Annotated in this window: 14 protein-coding genes; 4 read left to right on the plus strand and 10 right to left on the minus strand. The window is 51.9% G+C overall.

Annotation, left to right across the window (positions count from 1 at the left end; genetic code table 11):
- Nucleotides 1–95: 95 nt before the first annotated feature.
- A complete protein-coding gene (locus tag AC50Y5_RS29695; RefSeq protein ID WP_056038610.1) occupies nucleotides 96–2888 on the minus strand; it encodes a calcium-translocating P-type ATPase, SERCA-type in 2793 nt (930 codons plus the stop codon).
- Nucleotides 2889–3077: 189 nt separating this feature from the next.
- Here AC50Y5_RS29695 and AC50Y5_RS29700 point away from each other — a divergent pair, with 189 nt between their 5' ends.
- A complete protein-coding gene (locus tag AC50Y5_RS29700) occupies nucleotides 3078–4871 on the plus strand; it encodes an Rqc2 family fibronectin-binding protein (protein WP_494865069.1) in 1794 nt (597 codons plus the stop codon).
- A 148-nt stretch (nucleotides 4872–5019) separates the two neighbouring features.
- Here the strand turns inward: AC50Y5_RS29700 and AC50Y5_RS29705 are convergent, their stop codons facing one another.
- The 8 genes from AC50Y5_RS29705 to AC50Y5_RS29740 all read right to left on the minus strand — a co-directional run bounded on the left by AC50Y5_RS29705 (nucleotide 5020) and on the right by AC50Y5_RS29740 (nucleotide 13629).
- Nucleotides 5020–5889 (minus strand): PHP domain-containing protein, encoded by an 870-nt coding sequence (locus AC50Y5_RS29705; protein ID WP_494865072.1) that lies wholly within the window; start codon nucleotides 5887–5889, stop codon nucleotides 5020–5022.
- A gap of 11 nt (nucleotides 5890–5900) precedes the next feature.
- Entirely contained in the window at nucleotides 5901–6812 is a 912-nt protein-coding gene (locus tag AC50Y5_RS29710; RefSeq protein ID WP_046230589.1) for a selenium metabolism-associated LysR family transcriptional regulator, read from the minus strand.
- Nucleotides 6813–6971: 159 nt separating this feature from the next.
- Nucleotides 6972–7409: a hypothetical protein gene (locus AC50Y5_RS29715; protein ID WP_046230588.1), complete on the minus strand. Its 438-nt coding sequence runs from the start codon at nucleotides 7407–7409 to the stop codon at nucleotides 6972–6974.
- Nucleotides 7410–7721: 312 nt separating this feature from the next.
- Nucleotides 7722–7985, minus strand: coding sequence for a YlbG family protein (locus AC50Y5_RS29720; RefSeq protein WP_046230587.1), 264 nt, complete (start codon nucleotides 7983–7985; stop codon nucleotides 7722–7724).
- Between the two features lie 45 nt (nucleotides 7986–8030).
- The gene (locus tag AC50Y5_RS29725) at nucleotides 8031–8525 is read right to left on the minus strand and encodes a YlbF/YmcA family competence regulator (RefSeq protein ID WP_081418931.1); all 495 of its coding nucleotides are present in this window, start codon (nucleotides 8523–8525) and stop codon (nucleotides 8031–8033) included.
- Between the two features lie 71 nt (nucleotides 8526–8596).
- Entirely contained in the window at nucleotides 8597–10453 is a 1857-nt protein-coding gene (locus tag AC50Y5_RS29730; protein ID WP_494865078.1) for a helicase-associated domain-containing protein, read from the minus strand.
- 40 nt (nucleotides 10454–10493) lie between these two features.
- Nucleotides 10494–12191, minus strand: a complete 1698-nt coding sequence (locus AC50Y5_RS29735) for a DNA repair helicase XPB (RefSeq protein WP_494865080.1) — start codon at nucleotides 12189–12191, stop codon at nucleotides 10494–10496.
- A 253-nt stretch (nucleotides 12192–12444) separates the two neighbouring features.
- Nucleotides 12445–13629, minus strand: a complete 1185-nt coding sequence (locus AC50Y5_RS29740; protein ID WP_494865082.1) for a M20 metallopeptidase family protein — start codon at nucleotides 13627–13629, stop codon at nucleotides 12445–12447.
- A gap of 228 nt (nucleotides 13630–13857) precedes the next feature.
- Here AC50Y5_RS29740 and AC50Y5_RS29745 point away from each other — a divergent pair, with 228 nt between their 5' ends.
- Both AC50Y5_RS29745 and ftsW read left to right on the plus strand, forming a co-directional pair.
- Nucleotides 13858–14202, plus strand: coding sequence for a YugN family protein (locus AC50Y5_RS29745; protein ID WP_046230584.1), 345 nt, complete (start codon nucleotides 13858–13860; stop codon nucleotides 14200–14202).
- Between the two features lies 1 nt (nucleotide 14203).
- Nucleotides 14204–15373: a putative lipid II flippase FtsW gene (gene ftsW, locus AC50Y5_RS29750; RefSeq protein WP_494865084.1), complete on the plus strand. Its 1170-nt coding sequence runs from the start codon at nucleotides 14204–14206 to the stop codon at nucleotides 15371–15373.
- A 104-nt stretch (nucleotides 15374–15477) separates the two neighbouring features.
- On the opposite strand, the gene AC50Y5_RS29755 is transcribed toward ftsW, so the two are convergent.
- Complete coding sequence (locus AC50Y5_RS29755) at nucleotides 15478–15864, minus strand: Asp23/Gls24 family envelope stress response protein (protein ID WP_056038629.1); 387 nt, start codon at nucleotides 15862–15864, stop codon at nucleotides 15478–15480.
- A gap of 150 nt (nucleotides 15865–16014) precedes the next feature.
- Here AC50Y5_RS29755 and cax point away from each other — a divergent pair, with 150 nt between their 5' ends.
- Complete coding sequence (gene cax / locus AC50Y5_RS29760; RefSeq protein WP_494865087.1) at nucleotides 16015–17073, plus strand: calcium/proton exchanger; 1059 nt, start codon at nucleotides 16015–16017, stop codon at nucleotides 17071–17073.
- Nucleotides 17074–17143: the final 70 nt, after the last annotated feature.

Genomic DNA, 17143 nt, shown 5'->3' on the forward strand with positions numbered 1-17143 from the left:
ATCATTGATAAATAAAAGATTCTGATTAATGATAGCATACTGCAAAGCTTGGATAAACACTATTCACTAAATACATCAACATTTGTACTTTTATGTTATCTGGTCGACATTTTGGAGCCAAATGTCAGCTTGCCCGATTTGTTTTTAGGCTTGGATGTGCCCAGCACGCTGCCAATTCCCATAAGGAACGTCGGAATTCCCGCTGCAACAAAGACGAGACACCATTCGCGCAGGCCAAGCGGCACCGTTTTGAAAATAGGCTGCAGCGGCTCAATGTAAAGCACGCCAAGCATCATAATGAGCGACGATAGCACAGCGAGCACCAAATAACGGTTTTGCAGCGGATTGCGGTGAAAAATCGAGCGCGAGCTGCGGCAGTCAAACACATGAATGAGCTGCGCCATTACGAGTGTTGCAAACGCGACGGTTTGCGCTTTAACCAAATGCTCCGTGCTTCCCGGCGCCTCAATCAGCGTAATCCAGAATGCCCCAAGCGTACATAAGCCGATGAGCAAGCCGCGGCTAATGATTTTCCAACCAAGTCGGCGGGCAAAAATATTTTCCTTCGCCGAGCGCGGCTTCTGGCTCATTAAATCCTTCTCCGCCTGATCGACGCCAAGCGCCATCGCCGGCAGCCCGTCGGTCACCAAATTGACCCATAAAATTTGGATTGGCACGAGCGGCAGCGGCAAGCCAACCATCATAGCAAGCAGCATCGTCATAATTTCGCCGACATTCGATGCCAGCAAGTAGCGGATGAATTTGCGGATATTTTCATAAATATTCCGACCCTCTTCAATGGCTGAAACAATGGAAGCGAAATTGTCATCGCTCAAAATAAGGGCAGACGCTTCCTTGGAGACATCCGTTCCGGTAATGCCCATAGATATGCCGATATCAGCCGCTTTGATCGCTGGCGCATCATTTACCCCGTCGCCCGTCATTGCAACGACATGCCCTTGGCGCTGGAGCGATTTGACGATGCGCAGCTTATGCTCCGGAGATACGCGGGCATAAACGTATACATTGTCAACGAGTCGATCGAGCTGCTCATCGCTCATGCTTTCCAGCTGCTTGCCGCTCATCGCAATGCCTCCGCGGGGCATAATGCCCAGCTGCCCAGCGATGGCTTCCGCAGTCAACTGGTGATCGCCTGTAATCATCACCGTCTTGATGCCAGCGCGGCGGCATACGGCGATCGCTTCCCTCGCTTCGCGGCGCGGCGGGTCAATCATGCCCGTAAGCCCAACGAATACGAGCTGGCTTTCCGCCTCCGCTTCGCTATTGCATTTATCCGTCGCCCGCAGGTCGCGATAGGCGAGACCGAGCACGCGCAGCGCTGATTGGGCCATCTCTTCGCTCGCCTCGGCATATTTTTGCTTAAGCGTCCCTGTAAACGGCACAACCTTGCCATCCCACAGCACATAGCTGCACTGGTGCATGAGCACATCTGGCGCGCCCTTCGCATAAATGACGCGACCTCCTTGATGGGCTGCCAATACCGACATCAGCTTGCGCTCCGAATCGAACGGGAACTCCCGCTCCCGCTTGTACAGCCCTTCCAGCGATTTGGCCGTCAAGCCGAGCTTCGCTGCCAGCACGACGAGCGCTCCTTCGGTCGGATCGCCATTGAGCACCCACTCCTGCTTGGCTTCCCCTGCATTTTTGCTGCTGCGCTTGCGGCCATCCTCTGGCTCCACCTGATAAATCGAAGCATTATTGCACAGCGCGGCAATTTGCAGCAGCCGTTTAAGCGAGGCGTCATGCTTCATATCGACGGGCTCCCCGCCCTCCAAAATCGCTCCGACAGGCTCATAGCCCTGCCCGGTCACATCCAGGCGGCGACCGCCCATCCAAATGGTCGTGACGGTCATTTTATTTTGCGTCAGCGTGCCTGTTTTGTCTGAGCAAATAACCGAGGCACAGCCGAGCGTCTCTACCGACGGCAGCTTACGGACGATAGCCTTGCGCTTGATCATCCGCTGCACGCCAAGCGCGAGCGCTATCGTCACAATAGCGGGCAGCCCTTCGGGAATAGCGGCTACAGCAAGGCTGACGCCAGCCAGAAACATGCCATAAGCAGGCTGTCCATGCAAAATTCCTGCTACAACAACGATAATCGTCAGGCCAATGGCGACGGCGATCAATATTTTGCCCAGCTGCTCCAGCCTGTGCTGCAGCGGCGTTTCCATCGACTCCGTCTGCTGGATAAGCTCGGCAATCGTGCCCATCTCCGTCTTCATTCCGGTACGAATGACCATGCCCTTCGCAGTGCCCCGTGTGACCATCGTGCCCATAAACCCAATATTGCGCTGATCACCGAGCGGCAAATCCGCTTCGGAAATTGCCATCGCATGCTTGCCCACTGGCACGGACTCTCCCGTTAAGGCAGACTCCTCCGTATAGCAGCTGTTCGCCTCAAGCAGCCGCACATCGGCAGGAATCCGGTCCCCGCTCTCCAGCACAATGACATCACCAACGACCAGGTCCTTGGCTGGAATGTCCATCATTTGCCCGCCGCGCAGCACCTTGGCCGACGGGGCCGACATTTCTTTTAGCGCATGCAGCGACTTTTCCGCCCGAAACTCCTGTACGAAGCCGAGCACAGAATTAATGACGATAATGGCGATAATCGTTACCGCATCCAAATATTCGCCCAAAAGCCCTGATATAAGAGTAGCGCCCATGAGCACCAATACCATAAAATCCTTGAACTGATTGAGAAACAGCATGATCGGCGATACCCGCTTGCCCTCGGTCAGCTCATTGTGCCCATCCCGCTGCAACCTTTCCGCCGCTTCAGCGGCAGCCAGCCCCTGCTCCGGGATGCTGTTCAGCGCTTGCGTCAGCTCCCCTTTACCCAATTGATGCCATTTCAATTGTTCCATCGCTTCTTTTCCCTCCCGTATATGCCTCAGCGCCCCTCGGACAGCCTCTCAAGCCTAAATGTATTCGGACAACCCGCAAAATATCCCAACAAGGGGTTAAGTTTTTGCCTCAACTATGGCATGATAGAAAGATACGTACCGATTTCAGGAGCCCTTCAGTGACCTGAAACATAAAGGAGCTAGCGAATTATGGCCTTAGACGGCATCGTCATACATGCAATTACCGATGATTTGCAGCGCTGCATTGGCGCCCGCATTCATAAAATCCATCAGCCGACAGCAAACGACCTCATCTTCAGCATTCGTGGAGCCGGAATGAGCGGCAAGCTGCTGCTGTCCGCCAATCCCACCTATCCGCGGCTTCATTGGACGACGGGCACATACGTCAATCCAATGGAAGCCCCGATGTTCTGCATGCTGCTGCGCAAATACTGTGAGGGCGGCGTCATTGAAGCAATCAGCCAAATCGGACGGGAACGAATTATACATATCGATATCCGGCACCGCGACGAGCTCGGCGACTTATCGTTGAAACGCATTGTTATTGAAATTATGGGGCGGCACAGCAACATTATTTTGCTGGATCCGGCTACGGGCATCATCCATGACGGCATCCATCATGTCACGCCTTCCATCAGCAGCTTCCGCATCGTCATGCCGGGCAGCAGCTACGTCTCTCCCCCTGACCAAGGAAAGCTTGATCCATTTGCTATTGCCCGAGAGGACCAGTTCCGCGAAGCGCTTCGCAAGCCGGAGCCGGATCATACGGAGGCAGCTGGCGATGATGCGGACAGCACGCCAGCAGTAGAGAAGCAAGCTAGTGCAGATGCTCCCGTTTTTCAGCAGCTTGTAGAAGCTTTCAGCGGTTTGAGTCCGCTGCTTGCCAAGGAGATTGCGTACCGCGCTAATGATTCCGAAGCTGCCTTATGGCAAAGCTTTTCAGATTTAATCGACAAAGCAAAGCGGGGAGAATTTGAGCCTGCCATCGTAACGAACGCGAAAGGCAAAGCTTATTTTTCCATCACGGCGCTCACTCATTTGGAAGGGGAAACCGCAAGCTTCCCTAACGTCAGCGAAATGCTCGAAGCGTTCTATGGCGATAAAGCTCAGCGGGATACGGTGAAGCAGCGCGCCTCCGATTTAATCCGTTTTGTGCAAAACGAAAAAGCCAAAAACATTAAAAAAATCGACAAGCTGGAGGAAACGTTGGTTGACGCGCATGATGCCGATAAATACCGCGTCCTTGGCGAACTGCTTACCGCCTACATGCATCAAATCCAGCGCGGGGATAAAGTAGCAACATTGGTTAACTTTTATGATGAAAATCAAGCGACGGTCACGATAGAGCTGGATCCGCAGCTCACACCGTCTGACAATGCGCAGCGCTATTTCCGCCGCTATACGAAGCATAAGAACAGCATCGCTGTCGTTGGCGAGCAGATGGAGCTGGCGAAGGCAGAAATTGATTATTTGTCCTCCCTGCTTCAGCAGCTGGACAATGCGTCGCTTGCCGACACGGAAGAAATTCGCGAGGAGCTCGTTGCGCAGGGCTATCTGCGGGATCGCAGCAGCAAGCGCGGACCTAAACGCAAAAAGGCGGCCCAGCCTTCTCTGCTCTGTTACACCTCTTCGGAAAATATTGCGATTTACGTAGGCAAAAACAATACGCAAAACGAATATTTGACGAACCGTCTCGCCTCTTCCTCCGACACTTGGCTGCATACGAAGGACATCCCGGGCTCGCATGTCGTCATCCGCGGGGGCAGCTTTGGCGATGCTACACTTGAAGAGGCAGCTATGCTGGCGGCGCATTACAGTCAAGCAAGATCATCAAGCATGATTCCGGTGGACTACACGATGATTCGCCATGTGCATAAGCCAAGCGGCGCCAAGCCAGGCTTCGTCATCTATGATCATCAGAAGACGCTTTTCATTACGCCAGACGAACAGCGCATTAAAGCACTGCCTTCAAAAATCACCTAATTAAAGCAGTAGGCTTCAAAAGGCCAGCCTCATCTGTACAACTTGGCCTTGCCTACATGGCCTAAATTGCCTGCACACCATAAAAAAGGACGTTAACCCGCTGCTAAGCACAGCTGGTCACGTCCTTTTCATTTAAAAAGACCTATCTTTACGAACTCACATCGTTCAAGTTCAATCCAGATTTCAATAGCTCCAAGACGCCCGCATCCACTGTCCGGCTGCCAATTGCGCCGTGAAATACTTTGCCTTCCCGTTCACCGTGATAATCAGAGCCACCGGTTACAATCAAGCCGTATTGCTCCGCAAGCTGCAAATATCTCGCTTCCTCCTGGGGGCCATGATCGGAATGATAAACCTCAATGCCTTGAACGCCGCCACTGCGAATTAATTCCTCCACCAGCTCGTCGTTGCTGTATAAGCCAGGATGAGCCAGCACGCTCACGCCACCCGCTTCCTTGATCCAGCTAATCGCTTCATAAGGATTCACGCGAGGCGGATTGACATAGGCTGCGCTTCCCGAAGCCAGATAACGGTCGAACGCCTCCCGCATGGTGGCGACTGCCCCTTTACGAATGAGCAGCTCCGCTATATGCGGACGGCCTACCGTCTTCCCGCCCGCCGCATCGCCAGAGTGCTCCAGCGCGACCGCTGTAACCTCCTCCAGCGTTATGTCGATGCCCAGCTCTACGAGCTTGGCAACGATTAGCTCATTGCGTTTGTCACGAACTGAACGCAGCCCCGTAAGGCGCTGCTGCCATAATTGATCCCGCCAATTCGCATAATAGCCGAGCACATGAATGTCCTGACCATCTGCCACCGTGCTTAGCTCTACTCCTGGCACCACCGTGATGCCTAATCGCTCGCCTTCCGCCAGCGCCTCTTCCACCCCAGCCATCGTATCATGGTCGGTTATCGCAATCGCTGCCAGCCCTGCTGCCTTTGCTAGCTGCACATTGTAGCTTGGGGAGCCTGTACCGTCGGAAGCCGTCGTATGTGTATGCAAATCAGCTTGTCTCATCTCACTGCTCCTCATAGCCATTTTCTCAAATCATTTTCTCTAAGAAACGTTAAAAAAGTGACCGCAGAAATCGGCAGCAGCGCGGATTTCAAATAAATCGAATAAAACTGCCGTTTAAATTTCGTATCTACAATCGGCACGCTATGCAACAAGCCTAGCGCAATTTCATGCTTGGTCGATGAGGAGGACAGAAAAGAAATGCCTAAGCCCGCTTCTACCGCACATTTTACCGCGCCGGTGCTTCCAAGATCCATGACGACCTTAAGATCGGAAGGATCAATATTTTTGCGCTTCAGCTGCTCTTCCATCACAAGCCTCGTTCCAGAGCCTTGCTCACGCAGCACAAAGGGATAGCTTGCCGCCTCTGTCAGCGTCACATCCGTCCGCCCCGCTAGCGGGTGGCCCTGTGGCACTACGAGATGCAGCTCATCGCTCATGACGGCCTCCATCTGCATATCCGGATGATTGACAGGCGCTTCAATAAGCCCAAAATTCAGCTGATGATTAATGATGTCCTCCATAATTTGCGCTGTGTTCATCACCTTCATGCTGATGGCAATGTCCGGATAAGCTTGACCGAAAGGGCCGAGCAGCCGTGGAAGTATGTATTCTCCTATCGTCAGACTGCCTCCAAGCAGCAGCCGTCCCTTTAATTGCTTTGTAAACAAGCTCATCGCTTGATCTGTATCTCTAATTAGCTCAATACTGCGTCTCGCGTACGGCATCAGCTCCTGCCCGGCTTCCGTCAGCTCGATTCGCTTTGTCGAACGCAGCAGCAGCTTCGTGCCAAAATAATCCTCCAGCGACTGAACCTGCATGGTCACGGCCGGCTGGGTCATATGGAGCGCTTGCGCCGCAGCCGAAAAGCTGCCCCGTTCCGCGACGGTATAAAAAATATGCAGTTGATGAAAATTAAGCGCCATCTGGCCGACCACCCTTTCCTTTGCCCTATATTATACTATATGGCTAGGCCAAAACGCACGAAAAAGCGCAACTCTCGTTCATCGCACGGCTAGCTGCTGCTTCACCATGCTTGCGAATCGAAGATGCGCTTTCATTTTTAATTCCATATAAGGGCCGGTTTATTTCTTCTTGCGGCTATTTTTAACGAGCGTCATTCGCCGGGAATGGCGCAGCCAGGAATAATAGGATTTCAAATCTCTAAGCTCCATCGTCTCCGACATGCGGCCGAGAAAGGTCACGATAATCATTTTGTGCAGCGGGTTCCCCAAGATGTCCGTATCTGTCAGGGAAGGCGAAAATTCAGCTACGAAAACCAAATCATTGTCAATTAAATAGACATCCTGCTCATTGCGGTAATACGACTCGATTCTGCCCTGCTTCAAGCATTCCCACAAAAATTCTGCGATGTCCTCATAGCCAGTTTTCTCATGTTCAACTCGATCAATCCAGCGGCTACGGGCATGATTCGTAATGACAATATCAGAAACTTTCATATCGCCCAGATCGACATAGAACGTTTCATAGGTGCTCCATCGTTTCGTCAACTTGTCCTTCATCACGAACCCTCCTCCTAAAGAACCAGGCCTTTATGACTAATATATCAAGTATTTTACCATGATTGACCGATTTTACAACAGAAAAAATGCTGAATCTCAAAAATAACAGTTGACGTGACGCCGCCGCGACCGCGGTTCTGATTATGATCCCGCCACAGGCTTGCTAACTCAGCGTTTCGCTTCCTTTTCCGAAATCGATTTTAGCTTCTCTCTTACGGAGGCTACTTTCATTATATTGCTAGGCATAAAAAAATAGCCCGGGTGGTTGTACCCCACCCGGGCTATTGCGCACAGCCTGTTCGCTGCCAACAGCTACATGCTGTAAAATCTTGTTTTGTCTTCACTGTCTTTCGTATATTCCGTTCGCAGCTCATTCCGGAAGGAACGTTCAATTCTGCGAACGAATGGCAAACGTCCAATATTGCGCAGCACTTCTTCGGCACGTTCGGCATTTACGTAGATGACGACATAGTGCATTTTGCGCGACATGTAATGAACGGTGCCGTGTTTTTCTAGCGATCTGGCCGCCTTTAGGTCACTGACCCATATAATATAACCCGTCCGTTCCGGTAACAATACGATTCCCTCCACCTGTGTAAAATTCACACCGAGCAGAGCCGCCTAGCCGCAACCGCCGCTTCCACAGCCACATGATCCGCCGCTTCCGCAACCGCCGCCGCTTGCTTCATTGCTCGGCACTTTAATCGTGTCCGATACTGATTCAGCAATGGTCCGTGATACCTCAAACAGCATCGTATCAACAGCCTGCTCCGCTGATTTGAATCGAACGACCGCCTCGATTTGGGCGAGCTCAGCTTCAACCAGCTTAATTTTATCTTTGGCTGCATGAAAATCCGGATGAAAACGCCCAAAACGCTGGCATTCCTCAAACAGCTCTTTCGCCTTTTCAAACTTCCTGGTCAGCGCCTTAACATCAGCATCCTCGCTGACTGCGTCTTTCCAATATAAATATTCGGCAACTTCAGCCGACTGATTAATCCAATCACCCAGCTCGTAAGCACAAAGCAGCAGCGACGCCATATCGAGCGAAGAAACACCGCTTGCACCTTCAGGGTGTATGGGTAGAACAGCCGAGAGCTCCTTAGTAGCAGGCATTTTTCCACCTCATCTCATTCGCTTACTTCCTTATCTATCATAGCATACTAGCTTAAATAGTACATACCATTTTATGTATAAAAATTAATTCCTGGAACAAGCAGCCGCATCGCCTGCCAGCTTTCAGGCGACAACCTCACGCTGGCTCCATATTGCGCGCCTGAGAAGCTGCCCGTTACAGACCAACTATTGGATTCGGCATGCAGCTCCCAAGGTACAAAAGCAGCCAGTCCTTCCTCCAAATGCAGCTCGACAGGTGTTTGCCACTGCAGCGCACGCTCCATCATCTCCCGGCTTGTGGAATGATGGTAGGCGCGGCGCTGGTTCAGCCAGCTTGCGGGAATTTGCTTTAGCCCCGCATAGCTTCCTTGCTTGTCCTCTTCATCATGCTGAATCAGCTCATAATGGCCCAGCCAGTCCTCATGCTCTGCTCTGGGTGTAGCCATTCCATAGTCGGGATACAGCCGGAAACCAGCGACAAGCTGCTGCTGGGAGCTATCCTGAAAGGAAGGATATTCTCTGCCGTCTCCGAAGCTCCCTGCACCCGCAACTGGCTTGTCCAGCTGGCCCAACTTGCTTCCCCAGTCCCGCAGCAGCGGAGCTGCTTCTGCTGCTGCGTCCTTGCTCCCGGAAGCCCATTCGAGAAATGCGAGCATCGCTGCTTCCGTTCGGCCAAAAGCCATTGCCCGTTCGATCGACTTGCGGCTAAGCCGGTACAGCCCTTGCTGCACCTCGTTCACACGCTCGGCCATAAGCTCCAGCTCCCAGCGAATACGCCCGTCGCATTCCGTTAGGACGATAATTTCCCCATTTGGCTGCACGATGACAGCTTCGCTTTCACTTGAAAGCGGTGCTGATGAACGATCTGTTCCGGGCTGGGGATCTATCATCCAGCGAAACCAGCTGCGCTCCCCGGGTCCTTCGATCCGCTCAAGCCAGCCGAAAGCATGCAGCGTGTCCAACCACCCCAGCAGCTGCTGCTTATCGCTCAAAGGCAATTGTCTAGCCGCAACTGCAACAGCCTCGCCCTGCACCTGATACAGCCACGCCTCAGCCTCATACCAAGGCCCCATGGTTAGCGCAGACAATGCCGATGCGCCATGCGCCAAAAGCGGCTTTCTATATAAATAATGCTCCACAATCAGGCTGTGCAGACAAGCCTCTCGGGCAAAGCTGTTTAAAATCAGCCACTGCTCCAGCTTATCCTTTACCCATATGAGCCGCCCCTCTTCCTCCTCCAGCACGCCTAATCTTACAGCCGTTTCCAAAATAAAGGCAGGTATGCGTCCGTATTGGCGTACCCGATCGTCCGATACATTCAAGCAAGCGATATTTTCCTCCGTAAGCGTAACGGAGATCCCCAGTCGGGCAATTATTTTTTTAGGCAAAATTCCTTTATTCGTCAGCGTAAGCCCGCTTCGCGCGAGCTCCGTCCACGCATCAAGCAATTGAAGTCCCAGCAGTCTACCAGAGGCTCGAAACTGCAACTCGCCTTCCGCCAAAGCATCCATCGCCTTCGCCTCCATATGGCAGGGAAACACCAGCTGCCGCCATAGCGCAAAGCTGTCGCGAGGCACAAAATAAATGCGCTCGCCCCAATTGCGGCTTACCGAAAATACGAGTCCGCCGCGCTGCAGCTCTGCCAAAGCCCAGCGAAACTCCGCGCCTGACATGCACGCCTGCTTCGGGCCGAGGCGAAAAAGCCTCTCCTCAGGAGCTGGATCAGCGCCAGCAAGCTTTATGACCGCTTTCAGCGCCGCAAGCGTCGTAGAAGAGAGCGATTGAATCGCCTCAAGCATGGAGCGGCGATCTTTAACCGCATCGCTCCACTGCTTATTTTCTTTAGCTGCATACCACCACATCGGCGCTTCCATAAATGTTTGCTGCCGATAATCCGTCAGCTTGTCGGCGAGCTCGTGGACGTACATTTTTTTCTCCCCCTACATCGTTTGCCTCGGCTTGCTGCCTTTATTCAAGCAGAGCTGCTTCCCGCGATTCCAGCGCATAGCGATACCCCTGCTCCACCATGAACAGCTGGCGCCGCAAGGCAAAATCCAGCTCCTTGGTGCCGTCGCTGACAACGGTATAAAACCACGCTTCGTTTCTTCCTTGCTTTGGCCTGAGAATGCGCCCAATGCGCTGAGCCTCCTCTTGCCTTGAGCCATAGCTGCCCGATATTTGAATAGCTACTGCCGCATCCGGCAAATCAACAGCGAAATTGGCAACCCTTGAAACCGCCAGCACCGGAATTTCGCCCGAGCGGAAACGATCATACAGCAGCTGGCGCTTATCCTGCTCCAGCTCTCCGGTTATAACGGGAATCGCGAGCGCTTCGGCAACCGCATGCAGCTGATCTAAATATTGCCCGATAATGAGCGTAGGCACGCCTTCATGACGCTTCAGCAGTTCCGTAATTACATCTGCCTTCGACGGATTTTCTGCCGCAAGCCGCAATTGGGAACGGGGAGCGGCAGCCGCATAACGCGTGCGGACATCCTCACCAAGCGGTATACGAATTTCGGTGCAATGAACAGCCGCAATATGCCCCTCTGCTTCAACCGCCTTCCACAGCCATTCATACTGCTTCGGACCAATGAGCGAAAAGACGTCCTCCGCGCAGCCATCCTCGCGGACGAGCGTTGCCGTTAGCCCAAGCCGCCTCGTCGCTTGAATATCTGCCGTCATTCGAAATACAGGTGCAGGCAGCAAATGCACCTCATCATAAATAATGAGCCCCCAGTCGCGCTCTGAAAATAAATTCATATGCTGGTAAGCTGCCGACTTCGCCTTGCGGCTCGTCAATATTTGATAGGTGGCAATGGTTACCGGGCGTACCTGCTTGAGCCCGCCGGCATATTCTCCGATGTGCTCTTCCAACAGTGTTGTTTTGTCCAGCAGCTCGCGCTTCCACTGCTGGACCGAGGTGGTGCTGGAGGTCAAAATCAGGGTCGCGCTGCTTAGCTTAGCAAGAGCAGCCAGTCCCACAACCGTCTTGCCTGCCCCGCATGGCAGCACGACGACCCCGCTGCCGCCATGCACGGAGCCTTCAGCGCAGAAAACATCTACCGCCTGCTGCTGATAGGCTCGCAGCTCAAACGGCTTGCCTTGGCGCGTTACTTCACGCAGCTGCACCTTCAGCGCCTCGCCGGCGTGATAGCCCGCCTGATCGATGACGGGATAACCGAGCCGAGCCAGCTCCTGCTTGAGCAGCCCCCGCTCCTCCCCGCGAACTTCTACACCTAGCCCGCTGAGGCATGCTGCCAAATCCGGGCTAGCTAATTTCGGCCCGATTTCCGGATGGAGAGCAAGCTCCGCCAGCAGCTCCGCGCTGCCACTGAGCATGAGCTTGTCTTCTGCCTGCTCAAGGTGCAGCTTGCCATAGCGGCCCATCCATTTGCGTATGCTCATTTCCGTATAGCCCGGGATGCTCGATGAAGCATACTTCATCAGCAGCGCTATGACGTCCTCCGCTGCCATTCCCGACGCGCAGGCTTGCCACAGCGTCATGGCTGTCATCCGGTACGTATGCCAACCGCCTGGGCGTTTGACGAGCTCTGCGAAAGCAAGCAGCCTGCCAGCAGCTTCCTCTGCCCCGGCCTGCTTCATATTGAGCAGCAGCGTCATATCGCTTTGAACAATGAGCGGCTTGCTGCTTGGTTCCAGCATATTATCCCCTCCTTATGTATCTGTGTGCAGCCTGCCATTAGCACAACGGCGAAGCCAACCCACCCGGCCATAATGGCCTCCTATAGGAGCAGTATGCGGAAATAGGCCCTATTTTATGCAAGCATAAAAGTCGTTGTTATCTTTAGCTGGTCATAAAAAAAGAGAGCATGCCACCGTATTCTGTGACATACTCTCCATTTATCGTACTGCTGCTGCCATGCTCGTCCAGCACGCCGTTTAATGCTCTAACCTTCTAATGCTCTGACACATAATCCTCAGCCAGCCGTATGAGCAGCTCTGCGGATTTAAGCATGGCGCCTTCTTCGAAATCGAACTTAGGATGATGATGGGAATAGCTGGTGGACGTATCACCATTGCCCGCGCCTACCATCATAAAGCAGCCGGGAACCTCGTCCAAATAGTAGGAAAAATCTTCTGCTACCATCATTTCATCGCCCCGCACCGCATTGCCTTCTCCGAGCATCGGCTCCGCTACGCGGAAAAAACGCTCCGCTTCATGCTCATTATTAATGACGGCAGGATAGCCGACGCGAAGCTGAAAATCGTATTTGGCGCCATACATTTGGCACGTATGCTCAATAACCTGCTTCAAACGCTCATGAATAAAATAACGGCTTTCCTCATCGAAGGAACGAACCGTGCCTTTCATCAAACACCGCTCGGCAATGACGTTATTCGTCGTTCCCGCTTGAAAAGAACCTATAGAAATAACCGACGGATGCAGCGGATTGATGCTCCGGCTAACAATCGATTGAATCGACTGCACGAGCGACGCCCCAACCACAATCGTATCAATTCCTTTATGCGGCATGCCGCCATGTCCGCCCAGCCCGATAATTTCAATTGTGAATTCATCGGCTGCGGCCATGAATGCGCCTGCTCTTGTCGATACTTGCCCAAATGGGAGCGGTGCCCACAGATGAATGCCATAGATAACATCTACGCCTGCAAGCGCTCCGTCCTTAATCATATGAATGGCACCGCCCGGCGTCACTTCCTCAGCAGGCTGGAACAGCAGTCTCCGCTCGCCTTTAATGTCACTGCGATGCTCCTGATAGAACTTTGCTATGGCCAGCATCGACGACGTATGACCATCGTGCCCGCAGGCATGCATAATTCCGGGTACTGTCGACGCATAATCACACTGCTTCTCATCTTGAATCGGCAACGCATCGATATCGGCGCGCAGAGCCACGACTGGCCCAGGCTGTTCGCCTTTTATCGTCACAACGATTCCATATCCGCCTACACCTTCCTCAAACTCGCAGCCGAATTCCACCAGCTTCCCTGCGATCCATCTTGAGGTTTTCTCCTCTTGGAAGGATAGTTCAGGATGCTGATGGAGGTATCTCCGCCACTGCACCATCTCTGGATAAAGATGTTGCAGCTTTTCTAACGCATAGACACTGGTCAACATAACAGCAAACCTCCTTCACCTTTTACACATTTGACAGACCTATCGTCTTAATCGTATTAACTTACTCTATTTTAACAGAACGAAGCTCACATAAGGAAGCTTAATTGCAGGAATGTTTATTCGGATTGCTTTGTCGCCGTGGGTAAGGCTTGCACTGGCTGGGGAAACATACTATCATGAGAAATGAATGTTCAACAATTGGTTTTTGAATAATGAGGAGGAAACATCATGATTATTGAGAATACCGGTTTGAACGGTGTTCAGAGCGAGCTGTTCCATCTGGATGAATCGGCAGAAAAGCTCGGCTTCGTTCGCTGGCAGTGGGAATACTACCGTGCTACATATGATTTGAAGCTGGAAGATAAGGCTACGAACTCTGAATACTTTTTGCGCATCAACACGCGTGCTGTTGAAGGAAAGCTTGAATCTCCGCATGCTGTACTTGCAATTGAAGCCGTATACATTGGCAGAGCAACGTTCCCGCATGGCATGGAGTATGAATCCCCAGTGCCACAGCCTATTTTGAACACAGCTACGCAGCGATTGCAGCAACTCAAGCAATTGCTTGACTAGTATGAGCAAAACGCAAAACGGCAGCCGTGGCAGGCCAGATTTTCTGCTTTTAATTTTCACGCTTCTGCTCGTCGGTTTTGGGCTCGTGATGGTATTCAGCGCGAGCTCAAGCATTGCTTTATATTCACCAAAATATTTGAATGATCCGCTTTATTTTGTTAAGAAACAGGCGGTTTTTGCAGCAGCAGGCATATTTTTCATGTTTTTACTGATGAATATTCGTTATGAGTTTTACAAAAAATCTTTTCTGCTTTTCTTTTTTCCTGTCGTCATTTTACTTGCTATCGTTCCCTTTGCTAGTGATAACATTAACGGCGCGCACAGTTGGCTGGAAATAGGGCCCCTAACTATACAACCGACGGAGCCCGCAAAGCTCGCGCTTATTTTGTACTTGGGAGCACTTATCTCCAAAAAAGGCGAAAAATTCCGCGACTTCAAAAAAGGTCTCATTCCCGTCATTCTTGTTACAGGTTTTATCTGCTTTCTCATTATGCTGCAGCCGGATTTGGGCTCTTGCATGGTGCTGGCAGGATGCGCTACCGTTATGATTATGGCTGGCGGGGCAAACCTGAAGCAGGTATTCGTAACGGGCGGACTAATGGGACTCGTGCTTACCGTTGGCGTTAGCATATCTATGGCGATCAGCCCGACAAAGTGGTCTTATCGTATTGCCCGCTTTACTGCCTTTTTGGATCCTGTGGCAGACAAGCAGGATACGGGGCTTCAGCTCGTTTCCTCTTTACAGGCTTTAGGGCATGGCGGCTTGACCGGAGCAGGCTTCGGTGAAAGTGTACAAAAGCTGCATTATTTGACCTATGCGTATAATGATTTTATTTTTGCCATTATCGCGGAGGAATTTGGCTTTATTGGCGCCTCGCTTTTTATTTTATTTTTTCTGGCTTTTTTATGGCGCTGCTTGATCGTCGCTTTGCGCTGCTCGGATCAATACGGCACCATTATTGGCGTCGGCATTGTTGGACTGTTCAGCATTCAGGGATTCATTAACATTGGCGGAGTAACAGGCGCTATACCGCTGACTGGGGTAACGCTCCCTTTCATCAGCTACGGCGGTTCATCGCTTATGGCCTGCCTCATGTGCATTGGCGTATTGCTCAGCATTTCCCGAGAAGCGAATCGCAATGCAAAGCCAAAAAACAAACGTCAAAACTAAAACAAGCTTCCCACCTGCTATGAGGCGCGGAAGCTTGTTTATTGTTGTGTCGTTATATCAGAATGAACAGCTTTATCCGCCGGAGCGGAACATGCCATCACCGATTATTTAATACGCGGGGTAGCTGTTTCCTCAAACACTTCTTCTTCCTTGAATACAACGCCTTCTACTTTCACATTGACTTCAACGACTTGAAGACCGGTCATATTCGATACCGACTCCCTTACATTGAGCTGCAGTTGGCGGCATACTTCCTGAATAGGAATGCCATAATGAACGATAATACGCAAATCAATTGCGGCTTCGAGCTGTCCGACTTCCACGGAAACACCCTTCTGCACGTTTTTCCCGCTTAGGCGTTTAGCAAGCCCTTCAGAAATCCCGCCAGACATGGCTGCTATACCTGGAGTCTCAAGTGCGGCGAGTCCCGCGATTGTTGCTACTACGTCATCAGAAATACGAATAATGCCTGTTTTAAGGTCCTCGGTCATCTTCTTCACTCCTCCATTTGCTATATATGTATATTGTACTGGATGGATTAACCGGAAGCAACTTTTGTCGATTAAAATAACGGTTATCTGTCGAATAGAATTGGATATATTATATAACAGGTTTGCAGACTTTAACAAAGGGGTGCCCATGTGAGACAGAAGCTGTTTTTCACCGGATTAATCGTCATGTTCGTCTTTAGTGCAATCGCACATTTCGCCCATCTGGACATGACGCTGCAATTTGCTGTTTCCGCTGTAGCGATTGTTTTCGCAGCAGGCTTTCTCGGGCAAGCAACAGAGAGCGTCGCCCATTATGCCGGACAGCGGCTTGGCGGCTTCCTCAATGCGACCTTCGGCAATGCCGCGGAGCTGATTATCGCGTTTTTCCTCGTCAAGGAAGGCTTGTTCGACATGGTCAAAGCGAGCATTACCGGGTCCATCATCGGCAACTTGCTGCTCGTGCTGGGGCTCAGCCTGCTGGCAGGCGGCCTTAAATTCAAGCAGCAGCATTTCAATCAGCAGCTGGCCCAGCATAACTCGACTCTCATGCTGCTTGCCGTCATCGGCTTGTTCGTGCCGGCCATCTTCGTTGGAGCCGAACATTTCACCATGGAGAAAGATCATTTTCTCAGCCTAGCCGTTGCGGTCATTTTGATTTTGGCTTACGTGCTGTGGCTGCTGTTTTCCATGGTGACACATAAACAAATGCTGGCAGACAGCGAAATGAGCGCTGATCACGGCGAGGCGCCTGCATGGTCTAAGGGCCGCTCCGTCCTTATGCTCGTTGTAGCTACCATTATGGTCGCTTTTATTAGCGAATGGCTTGTGCACACGCTGGATACGTTTACAACGCGTTTTGGGCTGTCTGAGCTGTTTGTAGGGGCATTCATCATTGCCATTGTCGGCAATGCCGCTGAGCACAGCGCTGCGGTTTTGCTGGCACTGCGCAACAAAATCGGGGCAGCTGTGGAAATTGCGGTCGGCAGCAGCCTGCAAATCGCCCTGTTCGTCGCTCCCGTGCTCATTATTGCCAGCGCATTAATGGGCAAAACGATGGACATTATTTTTACACCGATTGAGCTGACCGCTATCGCAGTATCCGTCTTTATCGCGAAATCGGTATCGGGCGATGGACAGACCAATTGGTACGAAGGGGCGCTGCTGCTCATGGTTTATTGTATTTTGGGCATTGCTTTTTATTTGGTCTAAAGGACGGGAGTATGCTGAAACAGGATCTGGACTGCGCAAAAGGCTTGGAGTTCATAGACACAAAGAGAGA

Source organism: Paenibacillus sp. JT22N7 (assembly GCF_059383875.1).